At 51.3% G+C, this 19,198-nt stretch carries 18 protein-coding genes; 16 read left to right on the forward strand and 2 right to left on the reverse strand.

Features of this window, described 5'->3' with window-relative positions; all coding sequences use genetic code 11:
- Nucleotides 1-28: 28 nt before the first annotated feature.
- From flgG to flgL, 6 genes are all read left to right on the forward strand, one after another.
- Complete coding sequence (flgG, locus tag GBAG_RS07140; RefSeq protein WP_034494519.1) at nucleotides 29-811, forward strand: flagellar basal-body rod protein FlgG; 783 nt, start codon at nucleotides 29-31, stop codon at nucleotides 809-811.
- A 63-nt stretch (nucleotides 812-874) separates the two neighbouring features.
- On the forward strand, nucleotides 875-1,570 hold the full coding sequence (flgH, locus tag GBAG_RS07145) for a flagellar basal body L-ring protein FlgH (protein WP_156104865.1): 696 nt from the start codon (nucleotides 875-877) through the stop codon (nucleotides 1,568-1,570).
- Nucleotides 1,571-1,581: 11 nt separating this feature from the next.
- Nucleotides 1,582-2,676 carry a flagellar basal body P-ring protein FlgI gene (locus tag GBAG_RS07150; protein WP_034494521.1) on the forward strand — a complete coding sequence of 365 codons (1,095 nt, stop codon included), beginning with the start codon at nucleotides 1,582-1,584 and terminating at the stop codon, nucleotides 2,674-2,676.
- A complete protein-coding gene (gene flgJ / locus GBAG_RS07155) occupies nucleotides 2,676-3,617 on the forward strand; it encodes a flagellar assembly peptidoglycan hydrolase FlgJ (RefSeq protein ID WP_034494523.1) in 942 nt (313 codons plus the stop codon). Before GBAG_RS07150 ends, flgJ begins: the two co-directional genes overlap by 1 nt.
- Before the next feature lie 85 nt (nucleotides 3,618-3,702).
- The gene (gene flgK / locus GBAG_RS07160) at nucleotides 3,703-5,367 is read left to right on the forward strand and encodes a flagellar hook-associated protein FlgK (RefSeq protein WP_034494525.1); all 1,665 of its coding nucleotides are present in this window, start codon (nucleotides 3,703-3,705) and stop codon (nucleotides 5,365-5,367) included.
- Nucleotides 5,368-5,383: 16 nt separating this feature from the next.
- Nucleotides 5,384-6,346: a flagellar hook-associated protein FlgL gene (gene flgL, locus GBAG_RS07165; RefSeq protein ID WP_034494528.1), complete on the forward strand. Its 963-nt coding sequence runs from the start codon at nucleotides 5,384-5,386 to the stop codon at nucleotides 6,344-6,346.
- Between the two features lie 158 nt (nucleotides 6,347-6,504).
- Here flgL and rne read toward each other — a convergent pair whose 3' ends face one another.
- Nucleotides 6,505-9,858 (reverse strand): ribonuclease E, encoded by a 3,354-nt coding sequence (rne, locus tag GBAG_RS07170; protein ID WP_034494529.1) that lies wholly within the window; start codon nucleotides 9,856-9,858, stop codon nucleotides 6,505-6,507.
- 571 nt (nucleotides 9,859-10,429) lie between these two features.
- On the opposite strand from rne, the gene rluC reads away from it, so the two are divergent.
- Nucleotides 10,430-11,386 carry a 23S rRNA pseudouridine(955/2504/2580) synthase RluC gene (gene rluC / locus GBAG_RS07175; RefSeq protein WP_167333334.1) on the forward strand — a complete coding sequence of 319 codons (957 nt, stop codon included), beginning with the start codon at nucleotides 10,430-10,432 and terminating at the stop codon, nucleotides 11,384-11,386.
- A 38-nt stretch (nucleotides 11,387-11,424) separates the two neighbouring features.
- On the opposite strand, the gene GBAG_RS07180 is transcribed toward rluC, so the two are convergent.
- Entirely contained in the window at nucleotides 11,425-12,009 is a 585-nt protein-coding gene (locus GBAG_RS07180) for a Maf family protein (protein ID WP_034494533.1), read from the reverse strand.
- A gap of 141 nt (nucleotides 12,010-12,150) precedes the next feature.
- Here GBAG_RS07180 and yceD point away from each other — a divergent pair, with 141 nt between their 5' ends.
- From yceD to pabC, 9 genes are all read left to right on the forward strand, one after another.
- Entirely contained in the window at nucleotides 12,151-12,672 is a 522-nt protein-coding gene (gene yceD / locus GBAG_RS07185; protein WP_034494536.1) for a 23S rRNA accumulation protein YceD, read from the forward strand.
- 16 nt (nucleotides 12,673-12,688) lie between these two features.
- The gene (gene rpmF / locus GBAG_RS07190) at nucleotides 12,689-12,859 is read left to right on the forward strand and encodes a 50S ribosomal protein L32 (protein WP_034494538.1); all 171 of its coding nucleotides are present in this window, start codon (nucleotides 12,689-12,691) and stop codon (nucleotides 12,857-12,859) included.
- A gap of 11 nt (nucleotides 12,860-12,870) precedes the next feature.
- Complete coding sequence (gene plsX / locus GBAG_RS07195) at nucleotides 12,871-13,905, forward strand: phosphate acyltransferase PlsX (protein WP_072011149.1); 1,035 nt, start codon at nucleotides 12,871-12,873, stop codon at nucleotides 13,903-13,905.
- 5 nt (nucleotides 13,906-13,910) lie between these two features.
- Nucleotides 13,911-14,864: a beta-ketoacyl-ACP synthase III gene (locus GBAG_RS07200; protein ID WP_034494541.1), complete on the forward strand. Its 954-nt coding sequence runs from the start codon at nucleotides 13,911-13,913 to the stop codon at nucleotides 14,862-14,864.
- 17 nt (nucleotides 14,865-14,881) lie between these two features.
- Complete coding sequence (fabD, locus tag GBAG_RS07205) at nucleotides 14,882-15,811, forward strand: ACP S-malonyltransferase (protein WP_034494543.1); 930 nt, start codon at nucleotides 14,882-14,884, stop codon at nucleotides 15,809-15,811.
- Between the two features lie 14 nt (nucleotides 15,812-15,825).
- Nucleotides 15,826-16,560: a 3-oxoacyl-ACP reductase FabG gene (fabG, locus tag GBAG_RS07210; protein ID WP_034456162.1), complete on the forward strand. Its 735-nt coding sequence runs from the start codon at nucleotides 15,826-15,828 to the stop codon at nucleotides 16,558-16,560.
- A gap of 154 nt (nucleotides 16,561-16,714) precedes the next feature.
- Nucleotides 16,715-16,951, forward strand: a complete 237-nt coding sequence (gene acpP, locus GBAG_RS07215; RefSeq protein ID WP_034456161.1) for an acyl carrier protein — start codon at nucleotides 16,715-16,717, stop codon at nucleotides 16,949-16,951.
- Between the two features lie 87 nt (nucleotides 16,952-17,038).
- The gene (gene fabF / locus GBAG_RS07220) at nucleotides 17,039-18,280 is read left to right on the forward strand and encodes a beta-ketoacyl-ACP synthase II (protein WP_034494545.1); all 1,242 of its coding nucleotides are present in this window, start codon (nucleotides 17,039-17,041) and stop codon (nucleotides 18,278-18,280) included.
- A 113-nt stretch (nucleotides 18,281-18,393) separates the two neighbouring features.
- Complete coding sequence (pabC, locus tag GBAG_RS07225) at nucleotides 18,394-19,194, forward strand: aminodeoxychorismate lyase (RefSeq protein WP_034494547.1); 801 nt, start codon at nucleotides 18,394-18,396, stop codon at nucleotides 19,192-19,194.
- The last annotated feature ends 4 nt before the right edge of the window (nucleotides 19,195-19,198 follow it).

Raw genomic sequence — 19,198 nt, forward strand, 5'->3', positions numbered from 1 at the left:
TCAGCCGCGAAACTAACAGGAATTCAAAATGATCAGTTCTTTATGGATCGCAAAAACTGGCCTTGATGCCCAGCAAACCAATATGGATGTGATTGCCAACAACCTGGCAAACGTCTCCACCAATGGTTTTAAGCGTCAACGTGCGGTGTTTGAAGATCTTCTTTATCAAACCATTCGCCAGCCTGGTGCGCAATCGTCCGAACAGACGACGCTGCCGTCCGGTTTGCAGATTGGTACCGGTGTGCGCCCCGTAGCCACCGAGCGTTTGCACAGCCAGGGCAACCTTTCGCAAACCAATAACAGCAAAGATGTGGCGATTAAAGGCCAGGGGTTCTTCCAGGTTCAGCTTCCGGATGGCACCAGTGCCTATACGCGCGATGGCTCTTTCCAGGTGGATCAAAACGGCCAGTTAGTCACCGCGGGTGGTTTCCAGGTTCAGCCTGCAATAACCATTCCGGCGAATGCCCTGACGATCACCATTGGACGTGATGGCATTGTGAGTGTGACTCAGCAGGGGCAAGCGCAGCCGGTGCAGGTGGGGCAGCTTAATTTGACCACCTTTATGAACGATACCGGCCTGGAAAGCCTGGGTGAAAACCTGTACGCCGAAACCCAGTCTTCCGGTACGCCGAACGAAAGCACGCCAGGCCTTAACGGCGCGGGCTTGCTGTATCAGGGGTATGTTGAAACCTCTAACGTGAACGTTGCCGAAGAACTGGTGAATATGATCCAGGTTCAGCGCGCCTACGAAATCAACTCTAAAGCCGTTTCTACAACCGATCAGATGCTGCAAAAACTGACGCAACTGTAAGGCGTTTGCCGGTGCGTTTTGCGCGCCGGCTGTCTTTATCTGAATGACCTGAAGATGAAAGCAATGCAAAACCCAATGGTTCTTCGTCCTATCGTGATGTGTCTGGTGCTCGCCACAAGTGGCTGTGCGCTGATACCAACTAAACCGCTGGTGGAAGGTGCGACGACCGCCCAGCCAGTGCCTGGCCCTGCACCGGTAATCAATGGTTCTATTTTCCAGACGGTGCAACCGGTGAACTATGGGTATCAACCGCTGTTTGAAGACCGCCGCCCACGTAACGTTGGTGACACGTTGACCATTGTGCTCCAGGAAAATGTCAGCGCCAGTAAGAGTTCTTCGGCAAATGCCAGCCGTGATGGCAAAACAAACTTTGGATTTGATGTCACGCCGCGCTATCTCGAAGGCCTGTTCGGTAACAACCGTGCGGATGTCGATGCAGGTGGCGGCAACAGCTTTAACGGTAAAGGTGGGGCGAACGCCAGTAACACCTTTAGCGGAACGTTGACCGTGACGGTGGATCAGGTGCTGGCGAACGGCAACCTGCACGTCGTGGGTGAAAAACAGATTGCCATCAACCAGGGCACCGAATTTATTCGTTTCTCCGGCGTGGTGAATCCTCGCACCATCAGTGGCACCAACACCGTGTCATCAACCCAGGTGGCGGATGCGCGTATCGAGTATGTCGGCAACGGCTACATCAACGAAGCGCAAAACATGGGCTGGTTGCAACGCTTCTTCCTTAATTTATCGCCGATGTAAGCGAGGAACACATGACCAAATATTTATTCGGATTGCTGATGCTGGTGGCGACACTGGCGCAGGCCGATCGTATCCGCGACCTGACGACGGTTCAGGGCGTGCGTGAAAACTCCCTGATTGGCTATGGTCTTGTCGTTGGCCTTGATGGAACGGGCGATCAGACAACCCAGACGCCTTTCACCACTCAGACGTTAAACAACATGCTTTCGCAGTTGGGGATCACCGTTCCGGCGGGCACCAACATGCAGCTTAAGAACGTTGCGGCGGTCATGGTCACGGCGAAGTACCCGGCATTTGCGCGCTCAGGGCAGAACATCGACGTCGTCGTTTCTTCAATGGGTAACGCCAAAAGTCTGCGTGGCGGCACATTGTTAATGACGCCATTAAAAGGCGTTGATAACCAGGTGTATGCGCTGGCGCAGGGTAACATTTTAGTCGGCGGTGCAGGGGCCTCAGCGGGTGGCAGCAGCGTTCAGGTGAACCAGCTTAATGGCGGGCGCATCACCAACGGCGCGGTTATTGAGCGTGAATTACCGGGCACCTTTGGCTCCGGTAATATGATCAGCCTGCAACTGAACAACGACGATTTCACTCTTGCGCAGCAAATCACGGACACCATCAACCGCTCGCGTGGCTATGGCAGTGCGTCGGCGCTTGACGCTCGCACCATTCAAATTCGCGTGCCAACCGGTAACAGTTCGCAGGTGCGTCTGCTGGCCGATATTCAGAATCTCGAAGTCAACATGCCTGCACAGGATGCGAAAGTGATTATCAACTCTCGCACCGGTTCGGTGGTGATGAACCAGGAAGTGACGCTCGATACATGCGCCGTGGCGCAGGGGAACTTGTCTGTTACGGTGAATCGCCAGGCACAAGTGAGCCAACCGGATACGCCATTTGGTGGCGGTCAAACGGTGGTTACGCCGCAAACGCAAATCGACCTGCGTCAGAATGGCGGGGCGCTGCAACGGGTTAACGCCAGCGCAAACCTGAATAACGTTGTTCGGGCATTGAACACGCTGGGCGCATCGCCAATGGAATTGATGTCGATTCTTCAATCTATGCAAACCGCGGGCTGCCTGCGTGCCAAAGTGGAAATCATCTGATGCTTAACGATACCCAGTCACTGGCGAATGCGGCATGGGATGCTAACTCTCTTAACGAGTTGAAAGCGAAAACCGGGCAAGATCCTAAAGGTAATATGAAGTCGGTTGCTCGCCAGGTGGAAGGGATGTTCGTGCAGATGATGCTGAAAAGCATGCGTGAAGCGCTGCCAAAAGATGGCTTATTTAGCAGCGAGCAGACGCGCATGTACACCAGCATCTATGACCAGCAAATCGCGCAGCAGCTCAGTGCCAAAGGCCTTGGGCTGGCCGACATGATGGTTGAGCAAATGGGCGGCAATGCTGACCCGCAGGAAGATGCAGGTAAGGTGCCGATGAAGTTTGATATGCAAACGGTTACCAGCTTCCAGAACCAGGCGTTAACGCAAATGGTGCGCCAGGCCATCCCGAAAGCGCCTTCTAACGAAGAGCCGCTAACAGGGGATAGCAAAGACTTCCTGGCGCAGCTTTCATTACCGGCACGCCTGGCCAGTGAGCAAAGCGGTATTCCGCACCACCTGATTCTGGCGCAGGCTGCGCTGGAGTCAGGCTGGGGGCAGCGTCAAATCCTTACGGAAAAAGGCGAGCCGAGCTTTAACCTGTTTGGCGTGAAAGCCAGCAGCAACTGGAAAGGGCCGGTGACTGAAATCACCACCACCGAATATGAAAACGGTGAGGCGAAAAAGGTGAAGGCCAAATTCCGCGTTTACAGCTCTTATCTGGAAGCGCTTTCTGATTACGTCGGCTTGCTGACACGCAACCCGCGTTACGCCGCCGTGACCAATGCCAACAGCGCAGAGCAGGGCGCGCAAGCCTTGCAGAATGCGGGTTACGCTACGGATCCAAACTATGCCCGCAAATTGACGGGCATGATTCAGCAGATGAAAGCGATGGGTGAAAAGGTCGCAAAAGCGTACAGCAATGACTTATCCAATTTGTTCTAAATAGACTTCATTAAACCCTCAAGTGTCGCCAGCAGCTGCCGATACTAACTGACAGGAATCGTGATAAACGCGTTAAGGAAATTTCATGTCCAGTAGCCTGATTAACAGTGCCATGAGTGGCCTGGGTGCAGCCCAGGCGGCACTGAATACCGTCAGTAATAACATTTCTAACTATAACGTCACAGGCTATACCCGCCAGACGACCGTGTTGTCGCAGTCGCAAAGTACGCTGGGCGCAGGTGGCTGGATTGGTAATGGCGTGCAAGTCAGCGGTGTGCAACGTGAATATGATGCGTTCATCACTAACCAACTGCGTGCGGCGCAAACCCAAAGCAGTGGTCTGAATACTCAGTACCAGCAAATGTCGAAAATCGACAATATTTTGTCTGGCACCACCAATACGCTGGCGACCACCATGCAGAGTTTCTTCACCGGCTTGCAGACGCTGGTCAGTAACTCAGAAGATCCGGCGGCAAGACAGGCATTAATTGGCAACGCCAATGGCCTGGTAAACCAATTTAAGGTTACGGACCAGTATCTGCGCGATCAGGATAAGCAGGTGAATACCGCTATCCAGAGCAGCGTGGAACAAATCAACAACTACGCCAGCCAGATTGCGAATCTGAATAACCAGATTTCGCGCTTGACCGGCGTGGGTGCGGGTGCCACACCAAACGACTTGCTTGATCAACGTGATCAGCTGGTGAGCGAGCTGAACCAGATTGTTGGCGTGGAAGTCAGCGTTCAGGATGGCGGCACTTATAACGTATCTATCGCCAACGGCCTGTCTCTGGTTCAGGGTGATAAAACCAATAAGCTGGCGGCGGTTTCCTCCAGCGCTGATCCTTCGCGCATTACGGTTGCTTATGTTGATTCTGTTTCCGGCACCACAGAAATCCCAGAGAATCAGCTGAAAAACGGCACGCTGGGTGGCATGTTAACTTTCCGCTCGCAAGATCTGGACAGCGCACGTAACCGCCTGGGGCAGCTGGCGCTGGCGTTTTCTGATGCGATTAACCAGCAGCACGGTAAGGGTTTTGATGCTAACGGTGATAAAGGCGAAGATTTCTTTAACATCGGCGGCCCGTCGGTATTAAGCAACGCCAGGAACACGACTAAGACCGAGTTAACGACGACAGTTGCTGATAGCAGCAAAGTTCAGGCCAGCGACTACAACGTTGTTTTCGATGGCACCGACTGGCAGGTAACGCGCTTATCCGATAACGCGAAAATCGATCCAAAGCCAACAAAAGATGCCAACGGTAATGTGACCGGGCTGGCATTTGATGGTTTGGATATCACGGTGAAAGGCGCACCTCAACCAGCGAAGAATGACTCCTTTACCGTGAAGCCTGTGTCTAACGTGGTGGTAAATATGGAAGTCGCGGTTACTGATGAAAGCAAACTGGCGTTAGCCGGTGCCGATGATGCAGGTGAAAGCGATAACCGTAACGCCCAGGCTCTGCTGGATTTGCAAAAAAGTAAAGTCGTGGGTGGCAATAAATCGTTTAACGATGCCTACGCAAGTCTGGTCAGCGATGTGGGTAACAAAACCAGCACGCTGAAAGTCACCAGCACGACACAAAATAACGTGGTCACGCAGCTAAGTAATCAACAACAGTCAATCTCTGGCGTCAACCTTGACGAAGAGTACGGCAACTTACAGCGTTTCCAACAATATTACCTGGCGAATGCCCAGGTGCTTCAGACGGCATCAACTCTGTTTGATGCGTTACTGTCCATCCGTTAATTAAGGAATCTGGCGTATGCGTATCAGTACCGCAATGATGTACCAGCAGAATATGCGTGGCGTGACCAACTCACAAAGTGAATGGTTGCGTTATGGCGAGCAGATGTCTACCGGTAAACGTGTGACTAAGCCGTCTGACGATCCGATTGCTGCTTCGCAAGCCGTGGTGCTGTCTCAGGCTCAGGCGCAAAATAGCCAGTATGCTTTAGCGCGTACTTTTGCGACGCAAAAAGTCTCGCTGGAAGAAAACGTGCTGGGGCAGGTGACAACAGCGATTCAGTCAGCGCAGGAAAAAATCGTTTATGCCAATAACGGCACATTAAGCGATGATGACCGTGCGTCTCTGGCGACCGATCTGGAAGGCATCCGTAACCAAATAATGAACCTGGCCAACAGCACTGATGGTAACGGGCGCTATATTTTTGCCGGGTACAAAACCGAAGCCGCACCGTTTAGCGGTACAGCCGGAAATGTCACTTATAAAGGTGGCGATACGCCTGTGTCTCAAAGTGTTGATGCGGCGCGTACCATGACCATTGGCCATACCGGAACCCAAATTTTCAACTCCATCACCAGCAATGCGGTGCCAGAGCCAGGAAATGGCACGTCGGAAACCAACTTGTTCAATATGCTGGACTCCGCCGTCAAAACCCTGAGAACACCAACCGAAGGTTTAGATGATGCAGGCAAAGCAGATTTAACTGCGGCCATTGATAAAACCAGCCGTGGATTGAAAAACTCTCTGAACAACGTGCTGACGGTCCGTGCAGAATTGGGTACGCAACTCAGTGAGTTAGATAAGCTTGACGAGTTAGGCAATGACCGTGCCCTGGGCCAGGCACAACAAATGAGCGATCTGGTTGACGTGGACTGGAACTCAGCGATTTCTTCTTATGTGATGCAGCAGGCAGCGCTTCAGGCATCTTACAAAGCCTTTAGCGATATGCAGGGTATGTCGCTGTTCCAACTCAATAAATAATTTTGCCTTTTTGGGCGTGCTTTGAAACTGAGTACGCTTTATATGCCCACTTCAGCACCCCGAAGTGGGCTTTTTTTTGTCTTAAATTCAGGTGATGCGGCGTAACAAATAAAAAAGCCGACTGGTTTCCCAGTCGGCTTTTTCGCAACGCTTAGCGATTATTCAGCGCTTTGCGGGCGTGTAGCAGGAGCAGTTGCCTGGTGAGTAGCGCTGTTAGCGCCAGCAGAGCCACGGCCACTGAACTCATACGTTGGGCGAACCCAATCGCTCTGGCGTGGTGCTTCCGGGTTGTAATCCGGCGCTGGAGCTTTCGTCATTGGTGCCGTTGCATGTTTAATCACATGTGTAACAACCGGCTGTGCTGGCGCAGTTTCCACCTGAGGAACAGGCTGAACAGGAGCCAGTTTAGGCTCAGGCTGCACATCAACAATGGACTCCTGAGCGACAGGCTGTTCAGCTTCAACCACTTCTACTGGTTTCACTTCTTCAACCGGCGCTTCAGGTGTAGTTTCTTCAACGACTACCGGGGCAACCTGAGCAAGTTCTGCTGCCTGTTGCTGATGAGTTTCGACAGCAACAGCTTCTTGTGCAGGCTCAACTTCATCAATCACTTGTTCAGCAACAACTTCATCTTGCACTGCAATCAGATGCGGCTGCTCGCTAACGGGAGCGGCAATCACTTCCGGATGCGTCGTTTCAACGTGTGGTGCTTCAACCTGAACTTGTTCAGCTTGTACGCTTTCAACTTTTACATCTTCAACAACAGTCTGCGCTGCAACAAATTCCTGCGCGGTTGGCTGTGCGTTGTGAACGTATGCAGTCTCTTGCTCGTGAGCAACAAAGGCAGGTACATGATCAACGTTGTTTTCGTACTGCGACTCTTCATGAGTACGAGCAACCGGATAATTAATCCAGGCTTTACCCGATGCCAATTCTGGAGAGGCACAAGCTACCGTCATCGGCATTGGTGATTGCGTTGGGTAACGCTCATCACGATAGCGGCGACGACGCTGACCACTCACGCGCAGATGGCGTGGAGAGCGGCGAGAACGACGTGGCATACCGTTAGAATCGTTACGAGAGTCGTTGTTGTCATCTTGCTCAACATTCGACTTTTCAGCCTTCTCAACAGGCTTATCGATAACGGCTGGTAACGGGATAGTCGCCAGTTCGGTACGCGCAGCCGGTGCTTGAGCCACTACCGGCGTTGCCACAACTTCAGCCGCAGAATCTTGTTCAGATTCAAAGCGAACTTTCTGGCTCAACTGGCGTTGCTTACGACGCGGCATAACCTGGACGCGTTCTTCCTGCTCTGCATCTACTTCAACTTCTGCTACCGCGTCATCACGTTGCAGAACTTTAACTTCCTGCTGTGCCTGGCGCTTGTCATCGCTGCGGCGACGGTTACGTTCGCGGCGTGGTTGCTGCTCGTCACGGGCTTTTGGCTTTTCAGCTTCTTCAACAGCCACGTTCGGGCGATTTTCACGCACTTCAGTATTTTGCTGCTGACCCTGGCGGCGATTACGGCGGTTATCATCGCGATCACGGTTTTCACGTGGCTCACGGTTGTCACGATTTTCGCTACGGTTATCACGGCCTTCGCCACGATTATCACGGTCGCGGTTGTTGCGATCGCCACGATCGTTACGGTCACGACGGTTATTCGGACGACGGTTATTACGACGTTCCTGGCCTTGACGCTGGCTTTCAGTTTCAGCAGGTTTTACTTCCTGAACTTCTTTGCTTTCAGTTGCCGTCTCGCCTGCAAACAGGTTTTTCAACGCACCGAAGAAGCGGCTCAGAAGCCCTGGCTGTTCTGGGGTCGCTGTTTTGGCAACGGCAGCTTTAACTGCTGGAGCCGGTGTGGCAGCCACAGGTGCAGATTCTGGCGGAGCTGGCGGCGCGTCTGGCATGACAAAGGTCGCGAGCGCAGGTTGCTCTGGGCGCTTACGCTCGGCGTACTCTTCTTCAGACGGCATTGCCATTTCTTCTTCATGCAGCTTAGGCAGCATGTAGCTCAGCGTTTTGGTTTCTTCGCCTTTACGGACGCGCAGAACGGAATAGTGTGGAGTTTCCATCTGATCGTTAGGAACGATGATGGCTTTCACACCGCCCTGACGGGTTTCAATCGCACTCACCGCATCACGTTTTTCGTTCAGCAGGTAGGAAGCAATCGGTACCGGAACAATCGCGTGAACTTCCTGGGTATTCTCTTTCAGCGCTTCTTCTTCAATCAGACGCAGAATGGAGAGTGCCATGGATTCGTTGTCACGCACCGTACCTGTGCCGCTACAACGCGGGCAGACGTGGTGGCTGGACTCGCCCAGAGAAGGGGAGAGACGCTGACGAGACATTTCTAGCAGGCCAAAGCGAGAGATATGACTAATCTGGATACGAGCCCTGTCCTGACGGACAGCTTCACGCAGACGGTTTTCAACTGCACGCTGGTGGCGCACAGGCGTCATATCAATGAAGTCGATAACAATCAAACCGCCGAGGTCACGCAAACGCAGTTGGCGCGCGATTTCATCAGCCGCTTCAAGGTTGGTATTAAATGCCGTTTCTTCGATGTCGCCACCGCGAGTTGCGCGCGCGGAGTTGATGTCGATAGCGGTTAATGCTTCGGTGGAGTCGATAACAATCGAGCCACCGGACGGCAGACGGACTTCACGCTGGAAAGCGGATTCAATCTGCGATTCAATCTGGTAGTGGCTAAACAGCGGGATTTCACCGGTGTAGAGCTTAATTTTGCTGCTGAAATCAGGGCGACCCAAGGCACCGATATGCTGGCGAGCCAGTTCGAGTACTTTCGGGTTATCGATAAGAATTTCACCGATGTCCTGACGCAGGTAATCACGGAAAGCACGCACGATAACGTTGCTTTCCTGGTGAATCAGGAATGGCGCAGGGCGATTTTCTGCCGCTTTTTGAATCGCTTCCCAATGCTTCAGACGGAAGCTTAAATCCCATTGCAGTGCTTCAGCGGATTTACCCACGCCAGCAGTACGTACAATCAGACCCATGCCATCTGGCAGTTCCAGAGAGGAAAGGGCTTCTTTCAGTTCGGTACGGTCGTCACCTTCGATACGGCGGGAAATACCACCTGCACGTGGGTTGTTCGGCATCAGCACCAAATAACTACCGGCCAGACTAATAAAGGTGGTTAAGGCTGCGCCTTTATTACCACGTTCTTCTTTATCAATCTGAACAATCACTTCCTGGCCTTCGCGCAAAACATCTTTAATGTTCGGACGACCATGTGATGAATAATTAGACGGGAAATACTCGCGGGCAATTTCTTTAAGAGGAAGGAAACCATGACGTTCCGCGCCGTAATCTACAAATGCCGCTTCCAGACTTGGTTCAATACGGGTGATTTTGCCTTTATAGATGTTAGCTTTTTTCTGTTCGTGTCCAGGACTTTCAATATCCAGATCGTACAGGCGTTGCCCATCTACAAGGGCGACACGCAACTCTTCTTGCTGAGTCGCGTTTATTAGCATTCTTTTCATCGTAACTTACTCATTATTCTTACATTGGTGACAAAGCTACGGGCATGGTGACGCTGACCGGGAGTGAACCGATGGCCTCGTGACTAAACGCTAAGTCGCCAACCTCACGGTTGTCGCTTGCTGAGAGGCGCAAAGTGTCGGTAGCCTGTATTTCATACGGAAATACAGCGCAATTATCGTGGGAATAACCTTAGAATATTTCTTAAGAGTTGATTCCATTTTACCGGTCAGGCTGCAACCCGCAGCCCGCTAACTGCCTGAAAGTACAATACGTCTTACGCCATTGCTGCGTGGATGGACGTTCAGGCAAAACTGGTAATTCCGCAAAATTCCTTGTTCTAACAAGTATCAACACGGAAAACCGCAACATTATTCCATTGCTAACCTTATTATAGCAAGATGACTTTTGCCTTTGATGCCTCGTTTCTTACAGTTTTTTAACTCACTTTTTCGCTGCATGTCGCAGAAAACTGAAAAATGGGAGTCAGGCGACTTAAAACCAGGCAGATTCTCAGTTAAGCACATAAAAATGAGTGGCGCTATGCGCGCACGCTATTTAGAATCGCCGACCATGAAAACTCCGACACCTTCAGTACAAATCGTTGCCATTTCTTCTGACGAAGCTGGGCAGCGTATCGATAACTTTTTGCTCGCCCGCTTGAAAGGCGTGCCGAAAAGTATGATTTATCGCATTTTGCGTAAAGGCGAAGTGCGCGTGAATAAAAAACGCATTAAGCCCGAATATAAAATCCAGGACGGCGACGAAATTCGTATTCCGCCGGTTCGCGTAGCCGAACGTGAAGAAGAATCCGTTTCACCACATCTACAAAAAGTGGCGGCGCTGACTGACGCGATTATTTATGAAGATGACCATATTCTGGTGCTCAACAAGCCGTCTGGCACGGCGGTTCACGGCGGCAGTGGTTTAAGCTTTGGTGTGATTGAAGGCTTGCGTGCTTTGCGTCCTGAAGCTCGTTTCCTCGAGCTTGTGCACCGCCTTGACCGTGACACTTCCGGAATCTTGCTGGTGGCGAAGAAGCGTTCCGCGCTGCGTTCGTTGCATGAGCAACTGCGTGAAAAAGGGATGCAGAAGGATTACCTGGCGCTGGTACGTGGCCAATGGCAATCGCACGTCAAAGCTGTGCAGGCACCGCTACTGAAGAACATTCTGCAAAGTGGTGAGCGTATCGTACGGGTCAACAGCGAAGGCAAACCTTCGGAAACGCGTTTCAAAGTTGAAGAGCGCTATGCGTTCGCCACGCTTGTGCGTTGTAGCCCGATTACCGGACGAACTCACCAGATTCGTGTGCATACATTGCATGCCGGTCATCCGATTGCTTTTGACGACAGATATGGTGACCGTGAGTTTGATAAGCAACTTGCCGGAACCGGTTTGAACCGTCTGTTCTTGCACGCAGCGGCATTACGCTTCACTCACCCTAATACCGGCGAGATTATGCGGGTAGAAGCGCCAATGGATGAGCAGTTGAAGCGTTGTCTTACTGTGTTACGCAACAACGCGCGCTAGTTATCCACGGGAGGGTGGAGCTATCCACTCTCCGTCATTTACATCAGCAGTGGGTTAACGCCTTCGTTGCGCAGCATTTCGCACAAGCTAATTAACGGTAGGCCTACCAGCGCATTCGGATCCTTTCCTGAAAGCCGTTCGAACAGCGTAATTCCCAGTCCCTCACTTTTAAAACTTCCGGCACACTGTAGCGGCTGCTCTTTACGCACGTAATGGCGAATTTCCTGTTCGCTTAAATGACGGAAATGCACATCAAAAGGTTCGCAAACCACCTGTAAATTCCCGGAAGCTGAATGATAAAGCGCCAGGCCAGTATAAAAAGTAACAATACTATTGCGGGCAAGCATTAAGTGCGCCACGGCTTTTTCTTCGCTATGCGGTTTTCCGGTTATTTTTCCATCTAAAACACAAACTTGATCCGAGCCGATAATCATATGATTCGGATATTCACGGCTCAATGCCTGAGCTTTGGCTTGTGCCAGGCGTGTGACTAAGTGGCGAGCATCCTCTCCGGGAATAGGGGTTTCATCCACCTGCGGAGCCGCGGTAATAAAGGGGATACCCAGTTTTTCAAGTAGCTCCCGGCGCCATGGGGAAGTTGAGGCGAGAACAATTTGCGTCATATTTTTTTCATTAATGATAGCGATTCGGGGAAAGGCATTTTAAACTATGCCACCGCAATGTGTGCGAATAAGTAGAAAAGGCGCTGTTTCCAGGCCATTTTCTTTGACTCTATGACGTTACAAAGTTAATATGCGCGCCCTATGCAAAAAGTAAAATTACCCCTGACTCTCGACCCGGTTCGTACGGCTCAAAAACGCCTTGATTACAAGGGTGTTTACACCCCTATTCAGGTAGAGCGTGTCGCCGAGTTTGTAGTCAGTGTAGACAGTGATGTGGAATGCGATATGTCATTCGCCATCGACAACCAGCGCCTCGCGGTTCTTACCGGTGATGCGAAGGTGTCGCTGACGCTTGAATGTCAGCGTTGCGGAAAGCCATTTGCCCATCAGGTCTACACACAGTATTGTTTTAGCCCGATCGTCAAAGACGAGCAGGTTGAAGCACTCCCGGAAGGATATGAACCAGTTCAGGTCAACGAATTTGGTGAAATTGATCTTCTGGCGTTGGTAGAAGATGAAATTATCCTCTCCTTGCCAGTCGTTCCGGTGCATGAATCTGAACACTGTGAAGTGTCCGAGGCGGACATGGTCTTTGGCAAACTGCCTTCCGAGGCGGAGAAACCAAACCCATTTGCCGTATTAGCCAGTTTAAAGCGTAAGTAATTGAGGAGTAAGGTCCATGGCCGTACAACAGAATAAACCAACCCGTTCCAAACGTGGCATGCGTCGTTCCCATGACGCGCTGACCACAGCAGCAGTATCCGTGGACAAAGTTTCTGGCGAAACTCATCTGCGTCACCACATCACCGCCGACGGTTTCTACCGCGGTCGCAAGGTTATCTCCAAGTAATTGGCGATTCCTTGAGACGTCTAACCCTTGCGTTAGATGCCATGGGTGGGGACTTCGGTCCTTCCGTGACAGTGCCTGCAGCATTGCAGGCACTGGACTCTAATTCCGAGTTAAATCTTCTATTAGTCGGTGACCCCGACGCCATCACGCCATTACTTGCCAAAGCTGATTTTGAAAAACGCTCACGTGCGCAGATTGTGCCTGCGGAGTCGGTTATTGCCAGTGATGCAAGGCCTTCGCAAGCGATCCGAAATAGTCGTGGATCCTCAATGCGAGTGGCGCTTGAGTTAGTGAAAGAAGGGCGAGCGCAAGCTTGTGTAAGCGCAGGAAATACCGGCGCTCTGATGGGGCTGGCTAAATTATTGCTCAAGCCGATCGAAGGAATTGAGCGCCCGGCGCTGATGACGGTTTTACCGCATCAGCAAAAAGGTAAAACTGTCGTGCTGGATCTCGGTGCGAACGTTGAATGTGACAGTAATATGTTGGTGCAGTTTGCGATTATGGGTTCTGTGATGGCAGAGGAACTTCTCGGCATCAGTTCCCCCAGAGTCGCGTTATTGAACATTGGCGAAGAAGAGACAAAAGGTCTCGATAGCATTCGCGATGCATCAGCATTATTAAAAACAATGCCTTCTATCAACTATATTGGTTATCTTGAAGCGAATGAGTTGTTGACGGGAAAAACCGACGTATTGGTGTGTGATGGCTTTGTCGGTAACGTCACCCTTAAGACGATGGAAGGGGTTGCAAGAATGTTCCTCTCGCTTTTGAAATCTCAGGGCGAAGGGAAAAAAAGGTCGTGGTGGCTAATTATATTGAAACATTGGTTACAAAAAAGCCTGAGCAGGCGATTCAGTCACCTCAACCCCGACCAGTATAATGGCGCCTGTCTGTTAGGATTGCGCGGCACAGTGATTAAGAGTCACGGAGCGGCCAATCAGCGAGCGTTTGTTGTCGCGATTGAACAGGCAGTGCAGGCGGTGGCGCGGCAAGTCCCTACCCGGATTGCTGCCCGCCTGGAATCAGTATTACCCAAGAGTGACTGACGTACATGTATACGAAGATTATTGGTACGGGCAGCTATCTGCCTGAACAAGTGCGTACCAACGCCGACCTGGAAAAAATGGTGGATACTTCTGACGAGTGGATTGTCACCCGTACAGGTATTCGTGAACGCCATATCGCAGCGCCAAACGAAACCGTGGCAACGATGGGGTTCGCGGCAGCAACTCGCGCCCTGGAAATGGCCGGTATTGATAAATCCGAAATTGGCTTAATCATTGTTGCCACCACGTCCTCAACACACGCTTTCCCAAGCGCGGCTTGCCAGGTGCAGGCAATGTTGGAGATCAAAGGTTGCCCGGCGTTTGATGTCGCAGCGGCTTGCGCAGGTTTCACCTATGCATTGAGCGTTGCTGATCTTTACGTGAAGTCAGGTGCAGTAAAACACGCATTGGTGATTGGATCTGACGTGTTGGCGCGTACTTGCGATCCAACCGATCGTGGAACGATTATTATTTTTGGTGATGGTGCGGGTGCTGTTGTGCTTGGCGCTTCTGAAGAACAGGGCATCATCTCCACCCATCTGCATGCAGATGGTCGTTACGGTGAGCTGTTAATGCTACCAAACGTCGATCGCGTGAATCCTGAAAATTCAATTCACCTGACCATGGCGGGTAACGAAGTCTTTAAAGTCGCGGTGACTGAGCTTGCTCACATCGTTGATGAAACCCTGGCTGCCAATAACCTCGACCGCTCGGCGCTCGACTGGTTAGTGCCACATCAGGCGAACCTGCGCATTATTAGCGCGACGGCGAAAAAGCTGGGCATGTCGATGGATAACGTGGTTGTTACGCTCGACAGACACGGAAATACTTCGGCGGCTTCCGTACCGGCAGCGCTGGACGAAGCGGTTCGTGATGGACGGATTCAACGTGGCCAACTGGTATTGCTCGAAGCCTTCGGTGGCGGCTTTACCTGGGGTTCAGCACTGGTTCGTTTTTGATTATTAGGGATTTAACCATGACTCAATTTGCTTTTGTATTCCCAGGCCAGGGTTCGCAAGCAGTAGGTATGCTGGCAGAAATTGCAGCAGCAAACCCTGTTGTAGAAGCCACTTTCCGTGAAGCTTCTGACGCGCTGGGCTATGATTTGTGGGCATTGACCCAACAAGGGCCAGCGGAAGAGCTGAACAAGACCTGGCAGACACAACCTGCGCTGCTGACAGCTTCTGTTGCATTGTGGCGTGTCTGGCAGCAGCAGGGCGGCAAAAACCCTGTGTTGATGGCTGGGCATAGCCTGGGCGAATATTCAGCTCTGGTTTGTGCAGGTGTGATTGATTTCGCCGACGCAGTGCGTCTGGTGGAATTGCGCGGCAAATTGATGCAAGAAGCGGTTCCTGCGGGCACTGGCGCAATGTATGCCATCATCGGTCTTGATGATGCGTCTATTGCTAAAGCCTGCGAAGAAGCCGCTCAAGGTGAAGTGGTTTCTCCGGTGAACTTTAACTCACCAGGTCAGGTAGTGATTGCGGGCAATAAAGACGCTGTTGAGCGTGCAGGTGCAGCTTGTAAAGCCGCCGGCGCAAAACGTGCTCTGCCACTGCTTGTCAGTGTGCCTTCTCACTGCGCACTGATGAAACCCGCAGCGGATAAACTTGCCGTCGCGCTGGAAAATATTACTTTCAACGCGCCAACTGTTCCGGTTGTGAATAATGTGGACGTGAAGTGCGAAACATCACCAGAAGCTATTCGTAGCGCGCTGGTGCGTCAACTGTACAGCCCAGTCCAGTGGACAAAATCTGTTGAATTTATGGCAGCGCAGGGTGTGACCCAGTTGCTGGAAGTCGGGCCTGGTAAAGTTTTGACTGGCCTGACAAAACGTATTGTTGACACACTGACTGCTTCGGCCATTAACGAGCCGGTCGCATTGTCAGCGGCGCTCGAGCAATAAGACGAGGGAAACCCATGAGTTTTGAAGGAAAAATTGCGCTGGTAACCGGCGCAAGCCGCGGTATCGGCCGCGCAATCGCGGAAACCCTGGTGGCCCGTGGTGCGAAAGTTATCGGCACTGCGACCAGTGAAAGCGGTGCGCAGGCGATCAGTGATTATCTGGGCGATAACGGCAAAGGTTATATGCTGAATGTAACTGATCCGGCTTCAATTGAAGCTGTTTTGGGAAATATTCGTGCAGAATTTGGCGAAGTCGATATTCTGGTTAATAATGCCGGTATCACTCGTGATAACCTGTTAATGCGCATGAAAGATGACGAGTGGAACGATATCATCGAAACCAACCTGTCATCAGTATTCCGTCTGTCAAAAGCGGTAATGCGCGCTATGATGAAAAAGCGTCATGGTCGTATTATCACTATTGGTTCTGTGGTTGGTACCATGGGAAATGCTGGTCAGGCTAACTACGCTGCGGCGAAAGCGGGTCTGATTGGTTTCAGTAAATCACTAGCACGTGAAGTTGCGTCTCGTGGTATTACTGTAAACGTTGTTGCTCCGGGCTTTATTGAAACGGACATGACGCGTGCGCTTTCTGATGAACAGCGTGCGGGTATACTGGCGGAAGTTCCAGCGGGTCGTTTAGGCGACGCAAAAGAAATCGCCAGTGCTGTTGCATTTTTAGCCTCTGACGAGGCAGGTTACATCTCTGGTGAAACTCTGCACGTCAATGGCGGAATGTATATGGTTTAACCACGATACAAAATATTTGCGTTATTTGGGCGAATGCCCGCAAAATAGCGTAAAATCGTGGTATGACCTGCCGGGATTTAGTTGCATCTTTTTCAACATTTTATACACTACGAAAACCATCGCGAAAGCGAGTTTTGATAGGAAATTTAAGAGTATGAGCACTATCGAAGAACGCGTTAAGAAAATTATCGGCGAACAACTGGGCGTTAAGCAGGAAGAAGTTATCAACTCCGCTTCCTTCGTAGAGGACCTGGGCGCTGATTCTCTTGACACCGTTGAGCTGGTAATGGCTCTGGAAGAAGAGTTTGATACTGAGATTCCGGACGAAGAAGCTGAGAAAATCACCACCGTTCAGGCTGCCATTGATTACATCAACGGTCACCAGGCGTAAGTGAACATCTCCAGGCGGTCATTCGACCGCCTGAGTTTTATCTAAGTGTCCCACTAGTATTATTTTTTCCCTCCCTGGAGGACAAACGTGTCTAAGCGTCGTGTAGTTGTGACCGGACTGGGCATGTTGTCTCCTGTCGGCAATACCGTAGAGTCTACCTGGAAAGCTCTCCTTGCCGGTCAGAGTGGCATCAGCCTAATCGACCATTTCGATACTACCGCCTATGCAACGAAATTTGCTGGCTTAGTAAAGGATTTTAACTGTGATGACATCATTTCGCGCAAAGAACAGCGCAAAATGGATGCCTTCATTCAATATGGAATTGTTGCTGGCCACCAGGCCATGCTGGATTCTGGTCTGGAAGTAACGGAAGGGAATGCAACCCGTATCGGCGCCGCAATCGGTTCTGGTATCGGTGGTCTGGGTCTTATCGAAGAGAACCACTCCTCGCTGGTGAACGGTGGTCCACGTAAGATCAGCCCATTCTTTGTGCCGTCGACTATCGTGAATATGGTGGCAGGTCATCTGACCATTATGTTCGGCCTACGTGGTCCAAGCATTTCCATTGCTACAGCGTGTACTTCTGGTGTGCATAACATCGGTCAGGCTGCGCGTATGATCGCTTATGGCGATGCAGACGCAATGCTGGCAGGTGGTGCAGAAAAAGCCAGTACTCCGTTGGGCGTGGGTGGCTTTGGTGCTGCGCGTGCGCTTTCTACCCGTAATGACAACCCGCAAGCGGCAAGCCGCCCGTGGGATAAAGACCGTGATGGTTTTGTGTTGGGTGATGGTGCGGGCATGATGGTACTCGAAGAGTACGAACATGCTAAAAAGCGTGGCGCGAAAATCTACGCAGAAGTCGTTGGTTTTGGTATGAGCAGCGATGCTTACCACATGACTTCACCGCCAGAAAACGGTGCAGGTGCTGCACTGGCAATGGAAAACGCACTGCGTGACGCAGGTATTACGCCAGCTATGGTAGGTTATGTGAACGCGCATGGCACTTCCACTCCAGCTGGCGATAAAGCTGAAACGCAAGCGGTTAAGACTATTTTTGGCGAAGATGCCTACCGTGTTCTGGTAAGCTCAACCAAGTCTATGACCGGTCACCTGTTAGGCGCTGCTGGGGCAGTAGAGTCAATCTACTCCATCCTTGCGCTGCGCGATCAGGCGATTCCACCGACCATTAACCTTGATAACCCTGACGAAGGTTGCGATCTGGATTTTGTTCCTCATGTTGCACGCCAGGTAAAAGGAATGGAATACACTCTGTGTAACTCCTTCGGGTTTGGTGGTACAAACGGTTCTCTGATCTTCAAGAAGATCTAAACCGTCTCCATAAAGGGCTCGCTTGCGGGCCCTTTATGCATCTCAATTATTCCCCTCTTGCTGCATTCTTCCCGCACTGGCACTCTTAACTCACAACACATTGAGGAATTGTTATGTATTTAATCAATGGTGAGCGAACCGAAACTTTAGCGGCGAACGATCGCGCAGTGCAGTTTGGCGACGGTTGTTTTACGACATCTCGCGTTAGTGACGGTCAGGTCAGATTTTTAGAACAACATCTCATCCGTTTGCAGCAAGCCTGCGAAAAACTCCTTATTCCGTTTGCCGACTGGTCACGGCTAAAAAGCGAAATGCAGCAGCTCGCTGCAACACAACAGCAGGCCGTTTTGAAAGTCGTCATTACTCGCGGCAGTGGTGGGCGAGGGTACAGCGCGGCAAATTGCCAGCAACCGACACGTATATTATCCGTTTCCGCCTTTCCCTCGTTTTATCCGCAGTGGCGCGAGGAGGGGATTAGCCTTGCGTTAAGCCCGATTCAGTTAGGAATTAATCCGCACCTGGCAGGCATTAAGCACCTTAATCGCCTCGAACAAGTGCTGATTCGTACGCATCTTGAACAGACGCAAGCCCAGGAAGCCCTGGTTCTTGACAGTGATGGGTGGCTTACGGAATGCTGTGCCGCGAATTTATTCTGGCGTAAAGGCACACAGGTATTTACACCGTATGTAGATAAATCTGGTGTAAACGGCACTATGCGCCAGCATATTATCTCCTGTCTTGCCGGTTCTGCCTGGCAGCTCACGCAAGTTCGGGAAAGAGTAGACACGCTGGCCCAGGCCGACGAAGTGCTAATTTGTAACGCATTAATGCCGGTTGTCCCTGTTAAACAGGCTGAATCCTGGCAATTTGAATCTCGTGAGCTTTATCAATTTTTAGCACCACTTTGTGAGTAACCGA

The organism is Buttiauxella agrestis ATCC 33320, assembly GCF_000735355.1.
GTDB lineage: Bacteria > Pseudomonadota > Gammaproteobacteria > Enterobacterales > Enterobacteriaceae > Buttiauxella > Buttiauxella agrestis.

Excerpts from the sequence above, each read along its gene's own strand:
- GBAG_RS07200 (WP_034494541.1), top strand. The coding sequence starts at position 13,911 with ATGTATACGAAGATTATTGGTACGGGCAGCTATCTGCCTGAACAAGTG.
- rne (WP_034494529.1), bottom strand. The coding sequence starts at position 9,858 with ATGAAAAGAATGCTAATAAACGCGACTCAGCAAGAAGAGTTGCGTGTC.
- yceD (WP_034494536.1), top strand. The coding sequence starts at position 12,151 with ATGCAAAAAGTAAAATTACCCCTGACTCTCGACCCGGTTCGTACGGCT.
- flgK (WP_034494525.1), top strand. The coding sequence starts at position 3,703 with ATGTCCAGTAGCCTGATTAACAGTGCCATGAGTGGCCTGGGTGCAGCC.
- pabC (WP_034494547.1), top strand. The coding sequence starts at position 18,394 with ATGTATTTAATCAATGGTGAGCGAACCGAAACTTTAGCGGCGAACGAT.
- flgJ (WP_034494523.1), top strand. The coding sequence starts at position 2,676 with ATGCTTAACGATACCCAGTCACTGGCGAATGCGGCATGGGATGCTAAC.
- GBAG_RS07180 (WP_034494533.1), bottom strand. The coding sequence starts at position 12,009 with ATGACGCAAATTGTTCTCGCCTCAACTTCCCCATGGCGCCGGGAGCTA.
- rluC (WP_167333334.1), top strand. The coding sequence starts at position 10,430 with ATGAAAACTCCGACACCTTCAGTACAAATCGTTGCCATTTCTTCTGAC.
- GBAG_RS07150 (WP_034494521.1), top strand. The coding sequence starts at position 1,582 with ATGACCAAATATTTATTCGGATTGCTGATGCTGGTGGCGACACTGGCG.
- fabD (WP_034494543.1), top strand. The coding sequence starts at position 14,882 with ATGACTCAATTTGCTTTTGTATTCCCAGGCCAGGGTTCGCAAGCAGTA.
- flgL (WP_034494528.1), top strand. The coding sequence starts at position 5,384 with ATGCGTATCAGTACCGCAATGATGTACCAGCAGAATATGCGTGGCGTG.
- rpmF (WP_034494538.1), top strand. The coding sequence starts at position 12,689 with ATGGCCGTACAACAGAATAAACCAACCCGTTCCAAACGTGGCATGCGT.
- acpP (WP_034456161.1), top strand. The coding sequence starts at position 16,715 with ATGAGCACTATCGAAGAACGCGTTAAGAAAATTATCGGCGAACAACTG.
- flgH (WP_156104865.1), top strand. The coding sequence starts at position 875 with ATGCAAAACCCAATGGTTCTTCGTCCTATCGTGATGTGTCTGGTGCTC.
- fabG (WP_034456162.1), top strand. The coding sequence starts at position 15,826 with ATGAGTTTTGAAGGAAAAATTGCGCTGGTAACCGGCGCAAGCCGCGGT.
- flgG (WP_034494519.1), top strand. The coding sequence starts at position 29 with ATGATCAGTTCTTTATGGATCGCAAAAACTGGCCTTGATGCCCAGCAA.